Origin of the sequence: Neobacillus terrisolis (assembly GCF_051233475.1) — a bacterium.
In the GTDB taxonomy this organism is placed as follows: domain Bacteria; phylum Bacillota; class Bacilli; order Bacillales; family Cytobacillaceae; genus Bacillus_BU.
Window position 1 is genome coordinate 24,400 of record NZ_JBKFGH010000011.1, and the last position, 17,468, is coordinate 41,867.

Consider the following 17,468-nt stretch of genomic DNA (forward strand, 5'->3'; position numbering starts at 1 on the left):
AGGCAGGTGAAGGCTTTGAAGAGAAAACTCATTTCGTTATCGGTTGTGGTTGCAGCTGCCATCTTTATTGGTCTCCTATTAAATGGTTTAAACGGGAAGGCAACATCGGCAGAAATGGGCGACCATGCACCAGATTTTATGTTAAAAGATGTTAATGGGCAAAACTACCGGCTTTCCGACTTTAAAGGAAAAGTTGTGGTTATAAATTATTTTACAACTTGGTGTGAGCCTTGCCTTGATGAAGCTCCAGAGCTTGAGGCGTTTGGCCAGGACTATAGCGATGCCATCCTTTTAATTCTGGCAAAAGGGGAAAGTTCAAACCGAATAAAAAAATATATAGAAGAAACGGGTTCGAAGCTAACATACTTGCTTGATACAAAAGAAGAAACGGCCAGGGCCTATAATGTGGTAGGCCAGCCGGAAACGATGATCATCGATGAAAAAGGAGTCATTCGTGAACGGTTCTCAGGACCGACAACGAAGAAGAAACTCATTGAAATGATTGAAAAGCTTCACTAACTATGGTTAGAGCACTTTAAGTGTTTTAATAGATATATTTATTTTTTAAGGGAGGTGTAATCATGTTGAAAAAGCTGCTGGCAATTGATAAGCGATTACTTCTGGTGATTGGTTTATTTGTAGGAATTATTGTCTCGGTAGTTACGGCAAAAACGTTAGCGTATACAGATTCAGCCGAATTTTGTAAGAGCTGTCATATTATGAACAATGTTTATGATTCTTTTACAGATTCTACTCATGCTGAATTGGCTTGTGCGGATTGTCATCTACCACACGATTCATTAGTTAGCAAATATACCTTTAAAGCTAAATCGGGATTAGGCCATGTTTACTTTAACACATTGGGAGAAGAAAAAATCCCGGGTGTTCTTCATCCGACCGATGGCTCTAAGGAAGCAATCAATCACAATTGTATAAGTTGCCATAAAAGCACATTAGATAATGTTTCACATGAGGCAAAAGAAAGCTGTACGGTCTGTCACCAGTCTGTGCCGCATGGAAAAGGGTTTAAAACAGAAGATTTCTACAAAGCGCCAAAACCGGGAGAGCTATTAGAAAATAAGGGAGGTACAATGAACAATGGCTAGGAAACTACACTGGATATATATATGCCTAGTCGCTGTCATAATGCTAGTTGCGGGATGCTCAGGAGCTGAAGAGACAAAAAAAGCAGGCGAGCTAAAAACTGGATTAGCAAAAGATGAAATTAGTAATGAAGCGTTTAAGGACATATTCCCGCTTCAATATGACAGCTACAAAAAGAATGAAAAAATGGATGATACAAAATATGGTGGATCTGTAAAACGAAGCAAGTTTGAAGCGGATAAGGAACCGTTATTACCAATCCTATTTAATGGATATGGATTTGCGACTGAATATAATGAAGAGCGCGGTCACGTTTATGCCAATGAAGATATTCGTGCAATCGCTCGTATTAATGATAAATCGATTGGTTCTTGTTTAACATGTAAATCAACAGCAGTACCACATATGATTGAGGAAATGGGCGACGCTTACTGGAGTGGGAACTTCAATAAGGATATTTGGCCTAAAGCTGAAAGTATGGGACACTCACCAATCGGCTGTTCTGACTGTCATGACCCTGAGACAATGGACTTGCGTGTAACACGTCCAAGCTTTACTAAAGCAATGGAATCACAAGGTATTGACATGTCTTACCCAACGAAGAACGATATGCGTAACTATGTCTGTGGACAGTGTCACGTTGAATATTACTTTGCTGCATCAAATAGTGAGGTAACCTTCCCATGGGCAAATGGTTTTAAGCCAGAAGAAATGTATGAATACTATGAAACAACTGCAAAAGAAAATGGCTTTGAAAAAGACTGGATTCATAATGTTTCTGGAACTCCAATGTTAAAATCACAGCACCCAGAGTTTGAAACACATATGGAAGGTCCACACGGAAAAGCAGGCGTTACATGTGCAGACTGCCATATGCCATATGAGCGTGTTGACGGCAAAAAGAAAATCAGCTCACACTATTGGACATCACCGCTTAAGACAATGGAAAGTTCTTGTGGAACATGTCATACAAACCGTGATCTTGAGGAATTGAAGAAGACTGTTGAAGAAATTCAAGAAACAAATGTTGAAGGTTTACATGAAGCACAAGCTGTATCAACAGAGGCTCACTATTTTGTTAATAAAATGATTATTTCAGGTGTAAGTGCTGATAAAATCAAACAAGCTCAAAATCATGTTCGTAAAGGACAATGGTTCTGGGATATCGTAGCAGCAGAAAACTCTGCAGGCTTCCATAACCCACAAGGAACGATGGATTCTTTAAGAACATCGATTGCGGAGTCAAACGAAGCAATTAAAATTGGTACAGAAGAGTTAGTTAAAAAAGGTGTTAATTTAGAGGAATTAAAAGCAGAGATTGAAAAAGCAAAGCAGGCTGTATTCGGAGAGAAGGATAACTTCAAGAAGAAGGAAAAAGCAATTAACCTATACTTCCCTGCTCAACAGCCGCCAGCTGTTCCAGCTGCACCAGCAGCACCAGCAAAAAAATAGACGATTTAAAACACTGGGTAATGGCCGTTACCCGGTGTTTTCTTATTATCTTTAATTTTGGTACAAAAGCGAAAGACGAGTTCTCCTTCCACTTTTGTACATTAAATTGTGGCAAATCTAGTGCTCGGTGTCAATGGCCTACCAATACCACTTTTCAATCAAGGGTGACATGAAACTATTGCAAAAGAGTAAAAAAACAAATATTATTATTTCGGTATACTAAATATTTGTAGAGGAGCGTTTTTCATGCCGCGTGCCTTATGGCTTTTGGTGATTGGTATGGCAGTGAATGTTACAGGCGCTTCTTTTTTATGGCCATTAAATTCTATCTATATTCATGACCATTTAGGGAAGTCGATGTCAATCGCTGGACTGGTTCTCATGCTCAATTCCGGAGCGAGCGTTGCCGGAAATTTGTTTGGAGGACTATTATTTGATCGAATAGGCGGATATCGTTCGATTCTGCTAGGAATTGGAACTACCGTATTGGCTCTTTTGGGACTGTCCGTCTGGAACGGATGGCCAGCTTATGTCATTTTCTTAATTATTGTCGGGTTCGGCTCAGGAATTGTTTTTCCATCCATGTATGCAATGGCTGGTTCTGTTTGGAAAGAAGGCGGACGCAGGGCTTTTAACGCGATTTATGTAGCCTCAAACCTTGGCGTGGCGATCGGCTCTGCCTTGGGAGGCATTGTTGCCGCCATTTCTTTTCAGTGGATTTTCATCGCTAATGCCCTCATGTATGTTATTTTTCTACTGATTGCTGTGTTTGGTTATAAAGGAATCAATACTTTGGCCGTAAACAAAAGCAATCGTATAATTGATAAAAAGAAAGTGGATAGCCGAACCCATTTATATGCCCTGTTGATTCTTTGTTTTGGCTATGCTCTCTTATGGGTTGGCTATTGTCAATGGCAGGCAACCATCGCTCCGTACACTCAGGAAATTGGAATTAGTTTAAAGCAATATACCTATCTTTGGACGATTAACGGGGCATTGATTGTATTAGGACAACCGCTTATGAACAAATTGGTTGTTCATCTTGCTAAAACAATCAAGTCACAAATCATTATTGGGACGATTGTGTTTGCGATTGCTTTTTATGTAGCATCGGAAGCTGAGCAGTTTAGCGCTTTTGCGGTGGCAATGATGATTATGACGATTGGAGAAATGTTGGTCTGGCCCGCCGTGCCTACTGTTGCAGACAAGCTGGCTCCGCTTGGAAGGGAAGGGTTTTTTCAAGGGATTGTAAACAGTGCTGCGACCGGGGGGAGGATGATTGGTCCGATTTTGGGTGGCATGCTTGTTGATTTTTATGGGATGGAAAGGCTGTTTATTGTTATGATTGTGTTATTTCTCCTTTCTTTATTCACTACCTTTATTTATGATAGAAAGCTAGTGGAAAAGCAGGAATTATCAGCACATGTGTCGTAAGTTTTGTCGAGAAAGAATAAATTAATTATCACCTATTTCACCATTCTTTCATAATATGAATATTACCTTTTTGATACAAATATAGTGCAGACTTGCATCAGGTAGGGAAATTTTATACAATAGGTTTAGTTTTATAAATCGACATGGACAAGGAGTAGTAATGTTAGTGAGCCTGAACTAGAGAGTTGACGATTGGTGCAAGTCAACCAGGCCCTTCATGAACTCGCCTTTGAGTCGCAAGTGTGAAAAAGTAGTAACTCTTGCCGTTTTCCGCGTTAAGGATTGTTTAAGTGAGTGTGCATACACTAATGTGGGTGGTACCGCGGGAGATATAATCAGACCTCTCGTCCCTATTATGGGATGAGGGGTTTTTTGTAATCATAGAAAAATAAAGTACATATGAAATAGGAGGAAAAACCATGAGCTTCAATCATCAGGAGATTGAAAAAAAGTGGCAAACGTATTGGGAAGAAAATAAAACCTTCAAAACAAGTGAAGAAAAAGGTAAGCGCAAGTTTTATGCTCTTGATATGTTCCCGTATCCATCTGGTGCCGGACTGCACGTCGGACACCCAGAGGGCTATACGGCGACAGATATTTTATCAAGATTAAAAAGAATGCAAGGCTATAACGTCCTGCATCCAATGGGCTGGGACGCATTTGGTCTTCCTGCGGAGCAATATGCGCTTGATACGGGGAATGACCCTGCTGAATTTACAAAGCAAAACATTGATAATTTCCGTCGCCAAATTAAATCGTTAGGATTCTCTTATGACTGGGATCGCGAAGTCAACACAACCGATCCAAACTATTATAAATGGACTCAGTGGATTTTCCTTCAATTATATAAGAATGGCTTGGCTTATATTGATGAAGTGGCTGTTAACTGGTGTCCTGCACTCGGTACGGTTTTAGCGAATGAAGAAGTTATTGACGGGAAAAGTGAGCGTGGCGGACATCCTGTTGAACGCCGCCCGATGAAGCAGTGGATGCTGCGAATCACGGCTTATGCGGATCGCCTGTTAGAGGACCTGGACGAAGTGGATTGGCCAGAAAGCATTAAGGAAATGCAGCGAAATTGGATTGGCCGCTCTGAAGGGGCCGAAGTTACGTTTGGAATCGATGGACACGAGGGCACATTTACCGTGTTCACGACAAGACCTGATACTTTGTTTGGAGCAACCTATGCTGTACTTGCTCCTGAGCATCCGTTAGTAAGTGTGATCACAACCGCTGAACAGAAGGAAGCAGTTGCTGCCTATTTTGAGCAAATTAAAAGCAAAAGTGATTTGGAACGGACTGATTTAGCCAAGGATAAAACAGGGGTATTTACCGGAGCATACGCCGTTAACCCTGTGAATGGAGCTAAAATGCCGATTTGGATTGCTGATTACGTGTTAATGAGCTATGGAACGGGAGCTATAATGGCTGTTCCAGCGCATGATGAACGCGATTATGAATTTGCTCAAAAGTTTGAGCTGCCAATCATCGAGGTTGTCGCTGGCGGAGATGTTGCAAAAGAGGCGTACACTGGCGATGGCGAGCATGTTAATTCCGAATTTTTAAATGGTATGAATAAGATAGATGGCATTAATGCGATGATCGCTTGGCTTGAAGAAAAAGGAATTGGTACAAAAAAGGTTACTTATCGTCTTCGTGACTGGCTATTTAGCCGCCAGCGTTATTGGGGTGAGCCGATTCCAATCATCCATTGGGAAGATGGCACAATGTCAGCGGTTCCTGAAGAACAGCTCCCATTAGTTCTTCCGAAAACAAAGGAAATTAAGCCTTCTGGTACCGGAGAATCTCCGCTTGCGAATATTGCAGATTGGGTTAATGTTGTAGATCCGGAAACTGGCAAAAAAGGACGCCGTGAGACAAATACGATGCCGCAGTGGGCTGGTAGCTGCTGGTACTATTTACGTTATATTGATCCGAAAAATAATGCTGCGCTAGCAGATGCCGCAAAATTGAATGAATGGCTACCGGTTGATATTTACATTGGCGGAGCGGAACATGCTGTTCTTCATTTATTGTATGCTCGCTTCTGGCACAAATTCTTATATGATATCGGAGTAGTGTCAACAAAAGAGCCATTCCAAAAGCTGTTTAACCAAGGAATGATTCTTGGTGAAAACAATGAAAAAATGAGTAAATCAAAGGGAAATGTTGTGAATCCTGATGATATTGTTACAAGCCACGGTGCTGATACATTGCGGTTGTATGAAATGTTCATGGGACCACTTGATGCCTCCATTGCTTGGTCCACAAATGGATTAGACGGTTCACGACGTTTCTTGGATCGGATCTGGCGTTTATTTGTCGAGGATAATGGCGAGATTACCGCTAAAATCCAGGATAGTGACGATGCTAGTCTTGAAAAAATCTATCATCAAACCGTTAAAAAGGTAACCGAGGACTATGAAGGGTTGCGTTTTAATACGGCGATCTCGCAAATGATGGTATTTATCAATGAGGCCTATAAGGCAACAGTCCTTCCAACACATTATGTGGAAGGCTTTGTGAAAATGCTGGCGCCAATTTGTCCGCATGTAGCCGAAGAGCTATGGGCGAAGCTAGGGCATAATGGATCTCTTTCATACGAAACATGGCCTGCTTATGACGAAGCGAAGCTTGTTGATGATGAAGTAGAGATTGTCGTGCAAATTAACGGAAAAGTAAAAACGAAATTGTATGTACCATCTGATGCTTCTAAGGAAATCCTTGAAAAGATTGCAATGGGCGATGACAAGGTGAAGGAACAGATTGACGGCAAAACGGTTCGCAAGGTGATTGCAGTACCTGGTAAACTTGTAAACATCGTTGCCAATTAACAATATTCCATAGGGGTAACACATATTTGTGTTTGGAATAAAAACTTAAATAATTAGCAGTGTTAGTTGATTAGAGCACATGGAGCGGAAATCAACTAACAGAGCCAAATAAATAAAGCGGATGGGGATAGTTTCCTTCATCCGCTGTTACAAGAAAGGAAGCTGGGGATGGAAGAATTAAATATCATTACGCCTGAAGAGGTACAAAAGAAGCTTGAGGCGGGGGAAAAATTAGAACTCGTTGATGTTAGGGAAGATGAAGAAGTTGCCGAAGGGATGATTCCAGGTGCAAAACACATTAAAATGGGCGAAATCCCAATGAACCTCGATTATTTCGAGGATGATAAAGAATATATTTTGATTTGCCGCTCGAGCCGACGCAGTGAAAATGTTGGCTGGTTCCTTCATGACCATGGCGTTAAGGTACGTAACATGGTTGGTGGTATGCTGGAATGGAAAGGTGAATTGGAGTTTTAGTTTTAAGTTTTGGGTAGTTGATTCCCGGTCCGTCATGAGGTGGTGGACCGGGAATTTTTTGTTGTGATTTGTGATGATTCTGACGTGCTGTTTGGAAGTTGTCCGATATCATTCAAAAGTTGGTCCATAAATTTTAGAGTTGTCCAATATCATCTAAAAGTTGGTCGATAAAATTTTAAACTTGTCCGATATATTTCAAAAGTTGGTCCATAAAATTTTAAAGTTGGTCTATATATTTAAAAAGTTGTCCGATATTTTTTTAAACTTGTCCCATATCCACAATTAAAGTGGTCATATCCAAAATTCCGTGGGCATATATTTCCTCCAAACTAGGCTTCGAGGCTCAAAAATCCCGGAAAGCGGGTAAAATTCTTTATTTTTTTAAAAAAACACAGCCATTTTCCTCAAAAACATGACCAATTCCGAAAAAAACATCAAAAAACTTAAAAAAGGTAATAAAAAAAGTGAAAAACTCATCAAAAAAGCATCCAACACTCATTCCCGGAAAACATTTTCCAACCTTCAAATACTAAAAAATCAGATTATTGCCAATAATGATGGTAAAAACGAAAGGGAAGATAACCGTGATTCAAGTAAAAGTCTTCGATCATGAGCATGAAAAGGATTTAGAAAGTGAAATGAATGAATTTTTAGAGGGCTTAGACGATAAAAAGCTGCTAGACATTAAATATAATGTAGCAGCTTATCAAGAAGATGAGGACGAGCAAATCTATTGTTTTTCAGCAATGGTTATTTATCGGACCTAATCCTCCATTACTGTAAGCAACCAAGCACAAAAAAGTTAATGGTGAGCCGAAAACTTTCCGGCATTAAGCCCGGCTAAGCGGCCGGTTACTAATGCGGAGGTGATGTTATAGCCTCCGGTATAGCCGTGGATATCCAAAATTTCACCACAGAAATAGAGTCCATCCATTTTTTTGGATGCCATCGTTTGCGGTTCAATCTCTTTGACGGAAACTCCGCCTCCAGTGACAAACGCTTTTTCCAATGACAGTGTGCCGTTAACCCGGAATTGAAATTGCTTGCAGCTTTTAACAAAGCTGCGGATTTTTTCATGGGAAATAGAATTTCCTGAGGCTAGAGGATCAATTCCATTTCGTTCAAGCAAAAATAACATATAACGTTCTGGTAATAATCCTTTCAAGCTATTTTTGAGTGCCTTTTTTGGATCCGTTTTGATGATGTTAATGATTTCTTGAAACAACATTTCTTCATTTTTCTCAGGGATTACATCTAAACTAAGCGTTACCTCTTTTTTTCCGGTTTTTCGCTGTTCTTTGACAACAAACTGACTGCACCGGAGCACAGCAGGACCGCTGACACCGAAATGAGTAAAGAGCATATCCATTTGATGAGTAATGAGCGGCTTGCCTTTTTGATTTAATACGCTTAAAGCGATATTCCTTAATGACAGGCCTTGCAACGTTTTTTCTTTTATAAATGGTTCGGATGAAGTAATTGGTACCTCGGTCGGAAAAAGCTCGGTAATCGTATGTCCGGCTTTCTCAGCCCAAGCATAACCATCACCGGTTGACCCGGTATGCGGAACCGATTTGCCGCCAACTGCAATGACAACGGCCCTTGTTTCAATTGTTTCACGATTATGTAATTGAACGGAAGAAACTCGTCCATTTTCGTAATGAACATCCTTAACGGGACAATCAGTCCAAATTTTCACTTTAAGTGTATTTAGTCGATCAATCAATGCATCTACGACCGATTGGGCCTTATCCGTTACAGGAAACATTCTTCCATGATCTTCTTCTTTAAGCTCAATACCAAGCTTTTCAAAAAAAACAATGATGTCCTCATTGCTAAATAATGATAAGGCACTATGCAAAAAGCGGCCATTACCAGGAATGTGTTTAATAATTTCATCAACTGAAAGTCTGTTTGTAACATTGCAGCGACCGCCGCCAGATATGGCCAGTTTCCGGCCAAGTTTATCACCTTTATCAACAAGCAGAACCTTTCTGCCTTGTTCGGCTGCAGCAATTCCGGCCATTAACCCTGAAGGACCGCCGCCTATTACAACTACATCAAAATACGTCATTCAATTCACCAACTTTTTCTAAACTGAAATAAAGATACTTCATATCATAAAACCTTTCCATTGTTTCGCCAAAATATGATAAAATACGATGTTAGATTCATTTTGTAAGTAGGATAGGAAAATTTGGACAAGTGTCTGGCAAAAGGTCAAGCGCTTTTCTTTTGTAGGAAGGGATCATATGTCATCAAAGCTTTTAAGAGGAACATTCATCCTCACACTGGGAACAATGGTTTCCAAGGTTCTCGGCTTATTTTATGTCATTCCATTTTACGAAATTGTAGGCTATAAGGGTACAACCCTTTACCAATATTCATACGTACCTTATACCATTTTCATCAGTATTGCAACTGCTGGGGTACCACTTGCCGTTTCGAAGTTTATTGCAAAATATAATGCACTAGAGGAATATGCAGTTGGACGGAAGCTGTTTAAATCGGGTCTCTTAGTTATGTTGTCCACTGGGGTTGTTTCTTTTTTAGTTTTATATTTTTTAGCCCCTGCCCTGGGAGAAATGGTGATTCGCGATAAGGATCAGGTTTCAAGTGTAGAGGATGTCGTAACGGTTATCAGAGCGGTAAGCTTTGCGTTAATTGTAGTCCCATTTATGAGCTTGATTCGGGGGTTCTTTCAAGGGCATCAATCAATGGGACCTTCAGCTGTTTCTCAGGTTGTCGAACAAATTGTCCGGATTATTTTCGTTTTAGCGGGAGCCTATGTTGTTTTACATGTTTTGAATGGCAGTCTTGTAACAGCGGTCAGTGTAGCTACATTTGCAGCATTTATCGGGGCGCTCGGCAGTCTTTTTGTTCTATTTTGGTATTGGTACAAAAGAAAACCATATTTAGATGAAATTCTACTTAAAGATAAAGGAACAATAGAGATATCTTTAAAGCAAATTTATAAAGAAGTATTACTATATGCAGCTCCATTTGTTTTTGTTGGAATTGCCAATCCGTTGTTTCAGCTGATTGACCAATTGACGTTTAACAGAGCGATGGTTTCAATCGGTTTGGCAAAGCAAACCGAATTTGCCTTCAGCGTGTTAAATTTTGAATCACATAAATTAGTCATTATTCCTGTTTCGTTAGCAACGGCTTTTTCGCTAACACTGGTCCCAAGTGTGACAAAGGCTTTTGTAGAAAACGATCGCAAAGGTTTATTTCGCCAGTTAAATCAAACCTTTCAAGTTATGTTATTTTTAACACTACCAGCCGTAGTAGGTTTGTCCCTGCTTGCTGAACCTGTATTCACCGTTTTTTATGAGCACAAGGAATTAGGAACAGAAGTGCTCCGTGCCTATGCGCCGGTAGCGATTTTATTTGCGCTCTATTCCGTGACTGCAGCTATTTTACAAGGAATTAATGAACAGCGTTATACGATTCTAGGACTTCTTGTCGGTTTATTAATAAAATTAAGCTTAAATATACCGTTAATTAAGGTTTTGGAAACAAATGGAGCGGTATTAGCTACTGCATTGGGCTATACGGCAGCAATCCTTATTAATATGTATGTCATTAAAAAGTACGCACGCTATCCGTTTCGATTTGTGGTGCGTCGCTCTTTGTTAATTATCGCATTCACCCTTGTCATGCTGGTTGGAGCCTTTATTACCTATCAATTATTATTATTGGTTCTATCCCCGGCTTCTAAAGTGCAATCTCTGCTCATCATTGGTATTTGTGCACTTGTGGGAGCTGGAATCTATATATATTTAGCGTTTCGCTCTAAGTTAGTGTACCTGTTGTTTGGTCAACGAGCCGAAAATATAAAGCGGAAATTACGTTTACCGTTTTAAAGAGAACCCCCCACTTATAAAAGAGGGGGATTTCCTCTTGTTTGGTGAAGGATAATTTAATAATACTCTGGAAGTTGTCTTAAGCCTAAGCGGCGTTCAACCCGATCAAGACGTCGATCTAGTTGGTTCACTAATCTGTCAAGCTGATCAACACGACGCTCTAGTCGGTCTAAACGGCGGTCAACGTTACCGCCACCTGGGAAACCACCGCCTGGAAAGCCACCGCCTGGGAAACCGCCACCCGGGAAGCCACCACCTGGAAAACCTTGTGGGAATTGTTGTCTGTAGTCCATTTCAATCATCTCCATTTTTTAATTTGGGTAAGAATGATAACAGTCTATGTATCGTAGCGAGGTGTGGTATAGGCATATACCTAAATAATTTTTAGAATGTTGGGAGGAGCTAATTTGCGGATTGATAAAATGTTAGCCAATCTAGGGTATGGCAGTAGAAAAGAAGTTAAACAAATACTTAAAGCAGGCACTGTTAAAATAAATGACAATGTAGTAAAGGATGCTAAGCAACACGTAAATTTGGATAGTGATGTTGTTACCCTTAATGGTGAAGTACTTGAATATCGACAATTTATTTATTTAATGATGAATAAGCCGCCTGGGGTTATTTCTGCTACCGAGGATACAAAAGATGAAACGGTGATCGATTTATTAGATATGGCTGACGCAGTGTACGAGCCCTTTCCGGTCGGCCGGCTTGATAAAGATACAGAAGGGCTGTTGTTAATCACCAATGATGGACAGCTTGCCCACCGATTGCTGTCTCCAAAGAAGCATGTACCGAAAATGTATTTTGCGCAAATTGATGGAGAAGTCACAGCGGAAGATGTAGAAGCCTTTAAACATGGGGTTACATTAGACGACGGCTATTTAACAAAACCTGGTGAGTTAACCATCTTAAAAAGTGGAATTAGGTCTGAGATTGAACTGACGATAACAGAAGGGAAATTCCATCAGGTAAAGCGCATGTTCCAGGCGGTAGGAAAAAAGGTTGTTTATTTAAAAAGAATGACGATGGGGCCGCTTCAACTTGATGAGGAGCTTGAATTAGGGGAATACCGGGATTTAACAGAAGAAGAGTTGGAACAGTTATTAAACTATCAGCCCTAAGGTTGAAACTTTTGATAATAAAAATTCTTGATGAAAAAATAGGCTGTATTAAATTTGGCTGTTGATTTCCGCTGCAGGTGCTCGCTTTCCGCGGGGGAGTCCGGGAGCCTCCTCGGCGTCATAGCGCCTGTGGGGTCTCCCGTGACACCTTCTCCCGCAGGAGTCTCGCACCTTCCGCTCCAATCAACAGAGTGCTCAAAATCAACATTCGTCTTTAACACAGTCAAAAAATAAAGAAATCGTCCATTGGACGATTTCTATTTTTTCGTTGTAAATTTTTATTAAGACGACATCTTTACCTTCTTATGAGTTGTTGTCCATCTGCCGCGGCTGGGACTTTCTACTAAGTCATTATAAGCCAAAACATTTAAATCTCTCTGGATGGTACGAGGAGTGATACCAAATTCCTCTACAAGATCCTGCGTTGATACTGTCCCATTTTTTTGAATAAACATGTAGATGGATTTGATACGGTTTAACATCCGGTTAGTCGAAGGTTTCAAAAAACCACTCCCTATCCTTTTTTCAAACCCGTGGCAAATACCTGCATCCGACTGGCTCATGAAGTTTATGACTTCAACATATGTAGTTTTCCTCAGCAGACAACTCCTTTTCTAAAACCTTTTTTTAGAAACTCTAGAGGTCCATACTTCTAATCTAATTTTACTATTGTTCTCAGAAAATTTCTACTTAATAGAGTAAAATTAACAAATTGTTAAATTTTTCTTTTTAAAATCGGCCCTTTTCCCCTTTCTTTTTATTATTACTATACAATATGGTGAATAAATGAGTAAATATGCTAAAAGTTTGAAAATTCAGTAAATAAATTTAAACTAACCGTAAATCATGACGTTTATGTTAGCCAGAGCAGAAAATAGCACAGACAATTCGTTTTCAAGAAAAAAATAAGTGTATAATGAGTTTATTATGAATGTGAAATGGTAAAAAGGAGGTTTTTTCTGTTGCAGCCGATTGATTGGAAAAAAGAGGTCGAAAATAGAAAAAGTAAAATCATTCAAGATACTCAAAATCTTTTACATATAAAAAGTATATTAGATGAGAATAAGCCCGCCCCAGAAGCACCGCTTGGCAGCGGGATTAAAGAAGCTTTAGATTATATGCTTCAATTAGGGGAACAAGAGGGCTTCTCTGTCAAGAATGTTGGAAATCTTGCTGGTCATATTGAATTTGGTCAAGGGGAAGAACTGGTCGGAATATTATGCCATATTGATGTCGTTCCACCGGGTGATGGTTGGACGAGTGATCCCTTTGCTGCAGAAATCCGTGATGGGAAAATCTTTGCGCGGGGGGCAATTGATGATAAAGGACCTACAATCGCTGCCTTCCATGCTATGAAAATTGTTAAAGATTTAGGCATTCCTATGGATAGACGAGTTCGCATGATTATTGGAACCGATGAAGAGAGTAATTGGAGATGTGTTGAACATTACTTTCAACAGGAAGAAATGCCAACAATGGGCTTTGCACCTGATGCCGATTTTCCAATCATTTATGCGGAAAAAGGGATCGTTGATTTTGACGTTGTACAAATCGCAAGTGTTAGTGAGAAAAAGGACTTTCAGGTTCATATTCTCTCCTTTGAGTCAGGCAGAAGATACAATATGGTTCCGGACTTTGCCAGGGTAGAACTGATTGCGCTCCAGATGCAGACGGACATTGTTCAGTGTTTTCGAGACTTTTTAAAAACCCATGGGTTAAGTGGAAATCAATTTGTTGAATGCGGCAAGCTCGTTCTTGAAGTTGAAGGTGTATCGGCACATGGAATGGAACCGAAGCATGGAAAAAACGCTGGTTTATACTTGGCACAATTTCTTGCTAAATTAAAAATGAACCCTGAAGCAAACCATTTTATTCAATTTGTTGTCCGTTACTTTTGTGGTGATTCTCGTGGTAAACAATTGGGTATTGATTTTGTAGATGATATTTCAGGTGAATTAACCATCAACGTAGGAAAGCTCAGCTTTTCAAAAAATGAGGGAGGGCGGCTTGGATTAAACCTTCGCTATCCTGTTACAAATCAAATCGAGGAAACGAAAGAAAGACTGGACTTGCTTTTCCAAAAAGAAGGGTTTACGATTGAAAACTTTGCTAATTCCAATCCCCATTATGTCGATAAACAGGATCCATTGGTTTTAACGCTTCAAAAGGTATATGTGGAGCAAACCGGGGAAAAAGCAGAGCTGCTGGCAATTGGGGGAGGAACCTATGCGCGGTCCTTAAAATCCGGAGTTGCCTTTGGACCATTATTCCCAGGCAGGGAAGATATTGCCCATCAGAAGGATGAATATATTTTCATTGAGGATTTGTTACGCGCAACAGCCATATATGCACAGGCCATTTTTGAGTTAGCTAAGGGTGATGAACAGTCAGGAGGGAGCGAGAAATAATGTATGCGATACTAAATGGGGATTTCGTAGAACGTAGTCAGGCTAAAGTAGATATAGAGGATAGAGGCTACCAATTTGGTGATGGGATTTATGAAGTCATTCGAGTGTACAATGGGAAAATGTTTGCTGCACGTGAACATTTAGAGAGGCTTAATGAATGTACGAACAAAATTAACATAGAGCTTTCTTTGTCATTGATGGAAATTGAGAGCATGCTGAATGAGTTAATTGAAAAGAATCAATTAGAATCAGGAATTGTCTACCTTCAGGTAACTAGAGGTGTAGCAATAAGAAATCATGCATTTCCGGCGCCTGACACGAAAGCTTCATTTGTTGCATATACGAAGGAAATCTCACGCCCTGTTGAGGGATTGAAGCATGGGGTAAGAACTTTGTTGGTAGAGGATATTCGCTGGCTTCATTGTGATATTAAAAGCTTGAATTTACTTGGAAATTTGTTGGCGAAACAAAAGGCAGTTGAGTCCGGCTGCACGGAAGCGATTCTTCACCGTGGAGAGCTTGTTACAGAAGGGAGTTCATCCAATATCTCCATTTTTAAAAACGGAATACTCTACACTCATCCAGCTAATCAATATATCCTTAATGGGATCACCCGACAGCAACTCCTTTTGATTTGTAAAAAAAATCAAATCCCGTTCGTTGAAAAAGCGATTACTGTTGAGGAATTAATCGAAGCGGATGAAATCTTCCTTTCAAGTACTACTGCTGAAGTAACGCCAATAATTGAAATTTCAGGAACAAGCTTTGCTGCTGAGAAGCCAGGAGCAATGACAGTAAGGCTTCAGAATCTGCTTGAACAAGAAATCGCTCAGCAGTGCGGAACGATTCAGTAAAACAATGAAGAGGTCTGCTTCCCGGTAACATGAACGTTTGGGAACAGACCTCTTTTATTCGGCTTAACTAGGCAATGAACTATTTATTCATATTGAAAAAGGTCGCTGGATAAATATCGTTCGCCCGTGTCACACGCAATACAAACGACAGCTTCTTTTGGTGTCAAAGTTTTAGCAACCTCAATTGCAGCAAAGCAGGCAGCACCCGATGAAGGTCCAACTAAAATTCCTTCTTTTTTTGCCAGCTCCCTTGTCATAAAATACGCTTCCTCATCTTGAATTTGATGAATTTTATCATAAACTTTAGTATTTAAAACATTAGGAATAAATCCAGGACTTGTTCCAACAAGTTTATGTTTTCCAGGCTTTCCTCCTGATAGGACTGGGGATCCTGCAGGTTCTACTACGTGAACAGTAAGCTGAGGGAAATGCTCCTTTAATGTTTCCCCTGTTCCGGTAATCGTGCCGCCTGTTCCTGCAGTGGCGACAAATGCCGCCAGAGGTTTTCCGATTATGTTCATCGCTTCAATAATTTCTGGAGCTGTGGAGTGCCGGTGGGCATCCGGATTAGCACTGTTTTCAAATTGCATTGGAATAAAACTATTAGGAATTTGATCAGCCAGTTCAATTGCTTTTTTGATTGATCCCGGCATCTTTTCGTCTCCGGGTGTCAGGACCACTTCTGCACCATATGCCTTTAAAATATTGATTCTTTCTTTTGTCATTGTGTCTGGCATGACAAGGATGGCTCGGTATCCTCGTGCCGCAGCATTCATTGCCAGTCCAATTCCGGTATTTCCACTTGTTGGCTCAATGATGGTTGCTCCAGGCGTCAATTTCCCTTCTCTTTCTGCCACTTCTATCATTTGATAGGCAGCTCTGTCTTTGACGCTTTTACTCGGATTAAAGAATTCAAGCTTTAAATATACATCTGCTCCATTTTCAGGTGCCAGTTTATTTAGTTTTACAAGTGGCGTATCACCGATCAATTCCGCTAAATTATTTACAACCTTCAATTTAAGTCTTCCCTTCCCTGTTCGTTAACTTTTTAAAAAGATATCTCTCACTTTAATAAATACACGTTTGCTATAATTATTTTGATAAATTCAGCAAAACAATCTCATTCTAAATTATACGAAGGTTGTCACAATAAAACAAATATTGCGTTAGTGTTAATAGTATTTTGTAGGTTGAAAGGGAGTGTCAAGATGGCTCATAATCCTCACTTTTTCTTTGCGGTAAGCCTCCCAACGGAAGCAAAGCAAGAATTAAAAAAATGTTCGGATCAGTTAAAAGTGGACTTTCCATTTTCGCGGTGGGTTCATGAACAAGATTATCACATTACCCTCGCATTTTTAGGGAGTGCGGAGAAAAGCAAACTTGAACTTGCTAAAGAATTTGTCGATGGAAAAATGGCGGGAAGTAAACCGTTTCCTTTAATAATCAATCAGTTAGGTACATTCGGACGAAAAGATTCACCAAGAATTTTTTGGGCAGGAGTGAAGCAAGAGGACCGTTTACACAGTATACGTGATCATGTATTTTCAGCCTGTGAGCAGGCAGGGTTTCAATTAGAGACAAGACCATTTCATCCTCATATTACAATAGCTAGAAAATGGATGGGAACGACTCCTTTTCCGGTGGTAAATTTTGAGGAATCAAGAAATTTAGATAGTCCGATTGTATTTTTGGCTAATAAAATTGTCCTATATCAAACCCATTTAGATCAAATACCAAAATATGAAGCAGTTGCCTCTTATACGCTTCATCCTAAGGATATAGAATAATTATTTTATGAGAGTTTTTACCTCTTCCCTAAAGAAAATAGACAAAAGACACATCGGGAGAAAAAGAAACGATATATATACTATAAGAGGTTTGTAAAGAAGCCAAAGGGGAAGCAATTGTCATT

At 40.0% G+C, this 17,468-nt stretch carries 16 protein-coding genes and 1 other annotated feature; of the genes, 12 read left to right on the forward strand and 4 right to left on the reverse strand.

Annotated elements, in window-relative coordinates:
* Positions 1-15 precede the first annotated feature (15 nt).
* The 7 genes from ACI48O_RS07400 to ACI48O_RS07430 all read left to right on the forward strand — a co-directional run bounded on the left by ACI48O_RS07400 (position 16) and on the right by ACI48O_RS07430 (position 8,068).
* Positions 16-519 carry a TlpA family protein disulfide reductase gene (locus tag ACI48O_RS07400; RefSeq protein WP_435561093.1) on the forward strand — a complete coding sequence of 168 codons (504 nt, stop codon included), beginning with the start codon at positions 16-18 and terminating at the stop codon, positions 517-519.
* Between the two features lie 62 nt (positions 520-581).
* Entirely contained in the window at positions 582-1,106 is a 525-nt protein-coding gene (locus tag ACI48O_RS07405) for a cytochrome c3 family protein (protein ID WP_435561094.1), read from the forward strand.
* Entirely contained in the window at positions 1,099-2,556 is a 1,458-nt protein-coding gene (locus tag ACI48O_RS07410; RefSeq protein WP_435561095.1) for an ammonia-forming cytochrome c nitrite reductase subunit c552, read from the forward strand. Before ACI48O_RS07405 ends, ACI48O_RS07410 begins: the two co-directional genes overlap by 8 nt.
* Positions 2,557-2,802: 246 nt before the next feature.
* A complete protein-coding gene (locus ACI48O_RS07415) occupies positions 2,803-3,990 on the forward strand; it encodes an MDR family MFS transporter (protein ID WP_435561096.1) in 1,188 nt (395 codons plus the stop codon).
* Between the two features lie 135 nt (positions 3,991-4,125).
* Positions 4,126-4,345 (forward strand) — a binding site (T-box leader).
* Positions 4,346-4,409: 64 nt separating this feature from the next.
* On the forward strand, positions 4,410-6,824 hold the full coding sequence (gene leuS / locus ACI48O_RS07420; protein ID WP_435561097.1) for a leucine--tRNA ligase: 2,415 nt from the start codon (positions 4,410-4,412) through the stop codon (positions 6,822-6,824).
* Between the two features lie 168 nt (positions 6,825-6,992).
* Positions 6,993-7,301 carry a rhodanese-like domain-containing protein gene (locus ACI48O_RS07425; RefSeq protein WP_435561098.1) on the forward strand — a complete coding sequence of 103 codons (309 nt, stop codon included), beginning with the start codon at positions 6,993-6,995 and terminating at the stop codon, positions 7,299-7,301.
* A gap of 584 nt (positions 7,302-7,885) precedes the next feature.
* A complete protein-coding gene (locus tag ACI48O_RS07430) occupies positions 7,886-8,068 on the forward strand; it encodes a sporulation protein Cse60 (protein WP_435561099.1) in 183 nt (60 codons plus the stop codon).
* Between the two features lie 35 nt (positions 8,069-8,103).
* Here the strand turns inward: ACI48O_RS07430 and ACI48O_RS07435 are convergent, their stop codons facing one another.
* Positions 8,104-9,375, reverse strand: coding sequence for a BaiN/RdsA family NAD(P)/FAD-dependent oxidoreductase (locus ACI48O_RS07435; RefSeq protein ID WP_435561100.1), 1,272 nt, complete (start codon positions 9,373-9,375; stop codon positions 8,104-8,106).
* A 178-nt stretch (positions 9,376-9,553) separates the two neighbouring features.
* Here ACI48O_RS07435 and ACI48O_RS07440 point away from each other — a divergent pair, with 178 nt between their 5' ends.
* Entirely contained in the window at positions 9,554-11,170 is a 1,617-nt protein-coding gene (locus tag ACI48O_RS07440) for a putative polysaccharide biosynthesis protein (protein ID WP_435561101.1), read from the forward strand.
* 56 nt (positions 11,171-11,226) lie between these two features.
* Here the strand turns inward: ACI48O_RS07440 and ACI48O_RS07445 are convergent, their stop codons facing one another.
* Entirely contained in the window at positions 11,227-11,463 is a 237-nt protein-coding gene (locus ACI48O_RS07445; protein ID WP_435561102.1) for a hypothetical protein, read from the reverse strand.
* Between the two features lie 114 nt (positions 11,464-11,577).
* On the opposite strand from ACI48O_RS07445, the gene ACI48O_RS07450 reads away from it, so the two are divergent.
* A complete protein-coding gene (locus ACI48O_RS07450) occupies positions 11,578-12,294 on the forward strand; it encodes a pseudouridine synthase (protein WP_435561103.1) in 717 nt (238 codons plus the stop codon).
* Between the two features lie 281 nt (positions 12,295-12,575).
* On the opposite strand, the gene ACI48O_RS07455 is transcribed toward ACI48O_RS07450, so the two are convergent.
* Positions 12,576-12,797, reverse strand: coding sequence for a DeoR family transcriptional regulator (locus ACI48O_RS07455; RefSeq protein ID WP_015595300.1), 222 nt, complete (start codon positions 12,795-12,797; stop codon positions 12,576-12,578).
* A 459-nt stretch (positions 12,798-13,256) separates the two neighbouring features.
* On the opposite strand from ACI48O_RS07455, the gene pepV reads away from it, so the two are divergent.
* Positions 13,257-14,702 carry a dipeptidase PepV gene (gene pepV, locus ACI48O_RS07460; protein ID WP_435561104.1) on the forward strand — a complete coding sequence of 482 codons (1,446 nt, stop codon included), beginning with the start codon at positions 13,257-13,259 and terminating at the stop codon, positions 14,700-14,702.
* Complete coding sequence (gene dat / locus ACI48O_RS07465; RefSeq protein WP_435561331.1) at positions 14,699-15,556, forward strand: D-amino-acid transaminase; 858 nt, start codon at positions 14,699-14,701, stop codon at positions 15,554-15,556. The genes pepV and dat overlap by 4 nt, the downstream gene beginning before the upstream one ends.
* A gap of 83 nt (positions 15,557-15,639) precedes the next feature.
* Here dat and cysK read toward each other — a convergent pair whose 3' ends face one another.
* On the reverse strand, positions 15,640-16,572 hold the full coding sequence (cysK, locus tag ACI48O_RS07470; RefSeq protein ID WP_435561105.1) for a cysteine synthase A: 933 nt from the start codon (positions 16,570-16,572) through the stop codon (positions 15,640-15,642).
* 192 nt (positions 16,573-16,764) lie between these two features.
* Between cysK and thpR the strand changes: the two genes are divergently transcribed.
* On the forward strand, positions 16,765-17,343 hold the full coding sequence (gene thpR / locus ACI48O_RS07475; protein ID WP_435561106.1) for an RNA 2',3'-cyclic phosphodiesterase: 579 nt from the start codon (positions 16,765-16,767) through the stop codon (positions 17,341-17,343).
* The last annotated feature ends 125 nt before the right edge of the window (positions 17,344-17,468 follow it).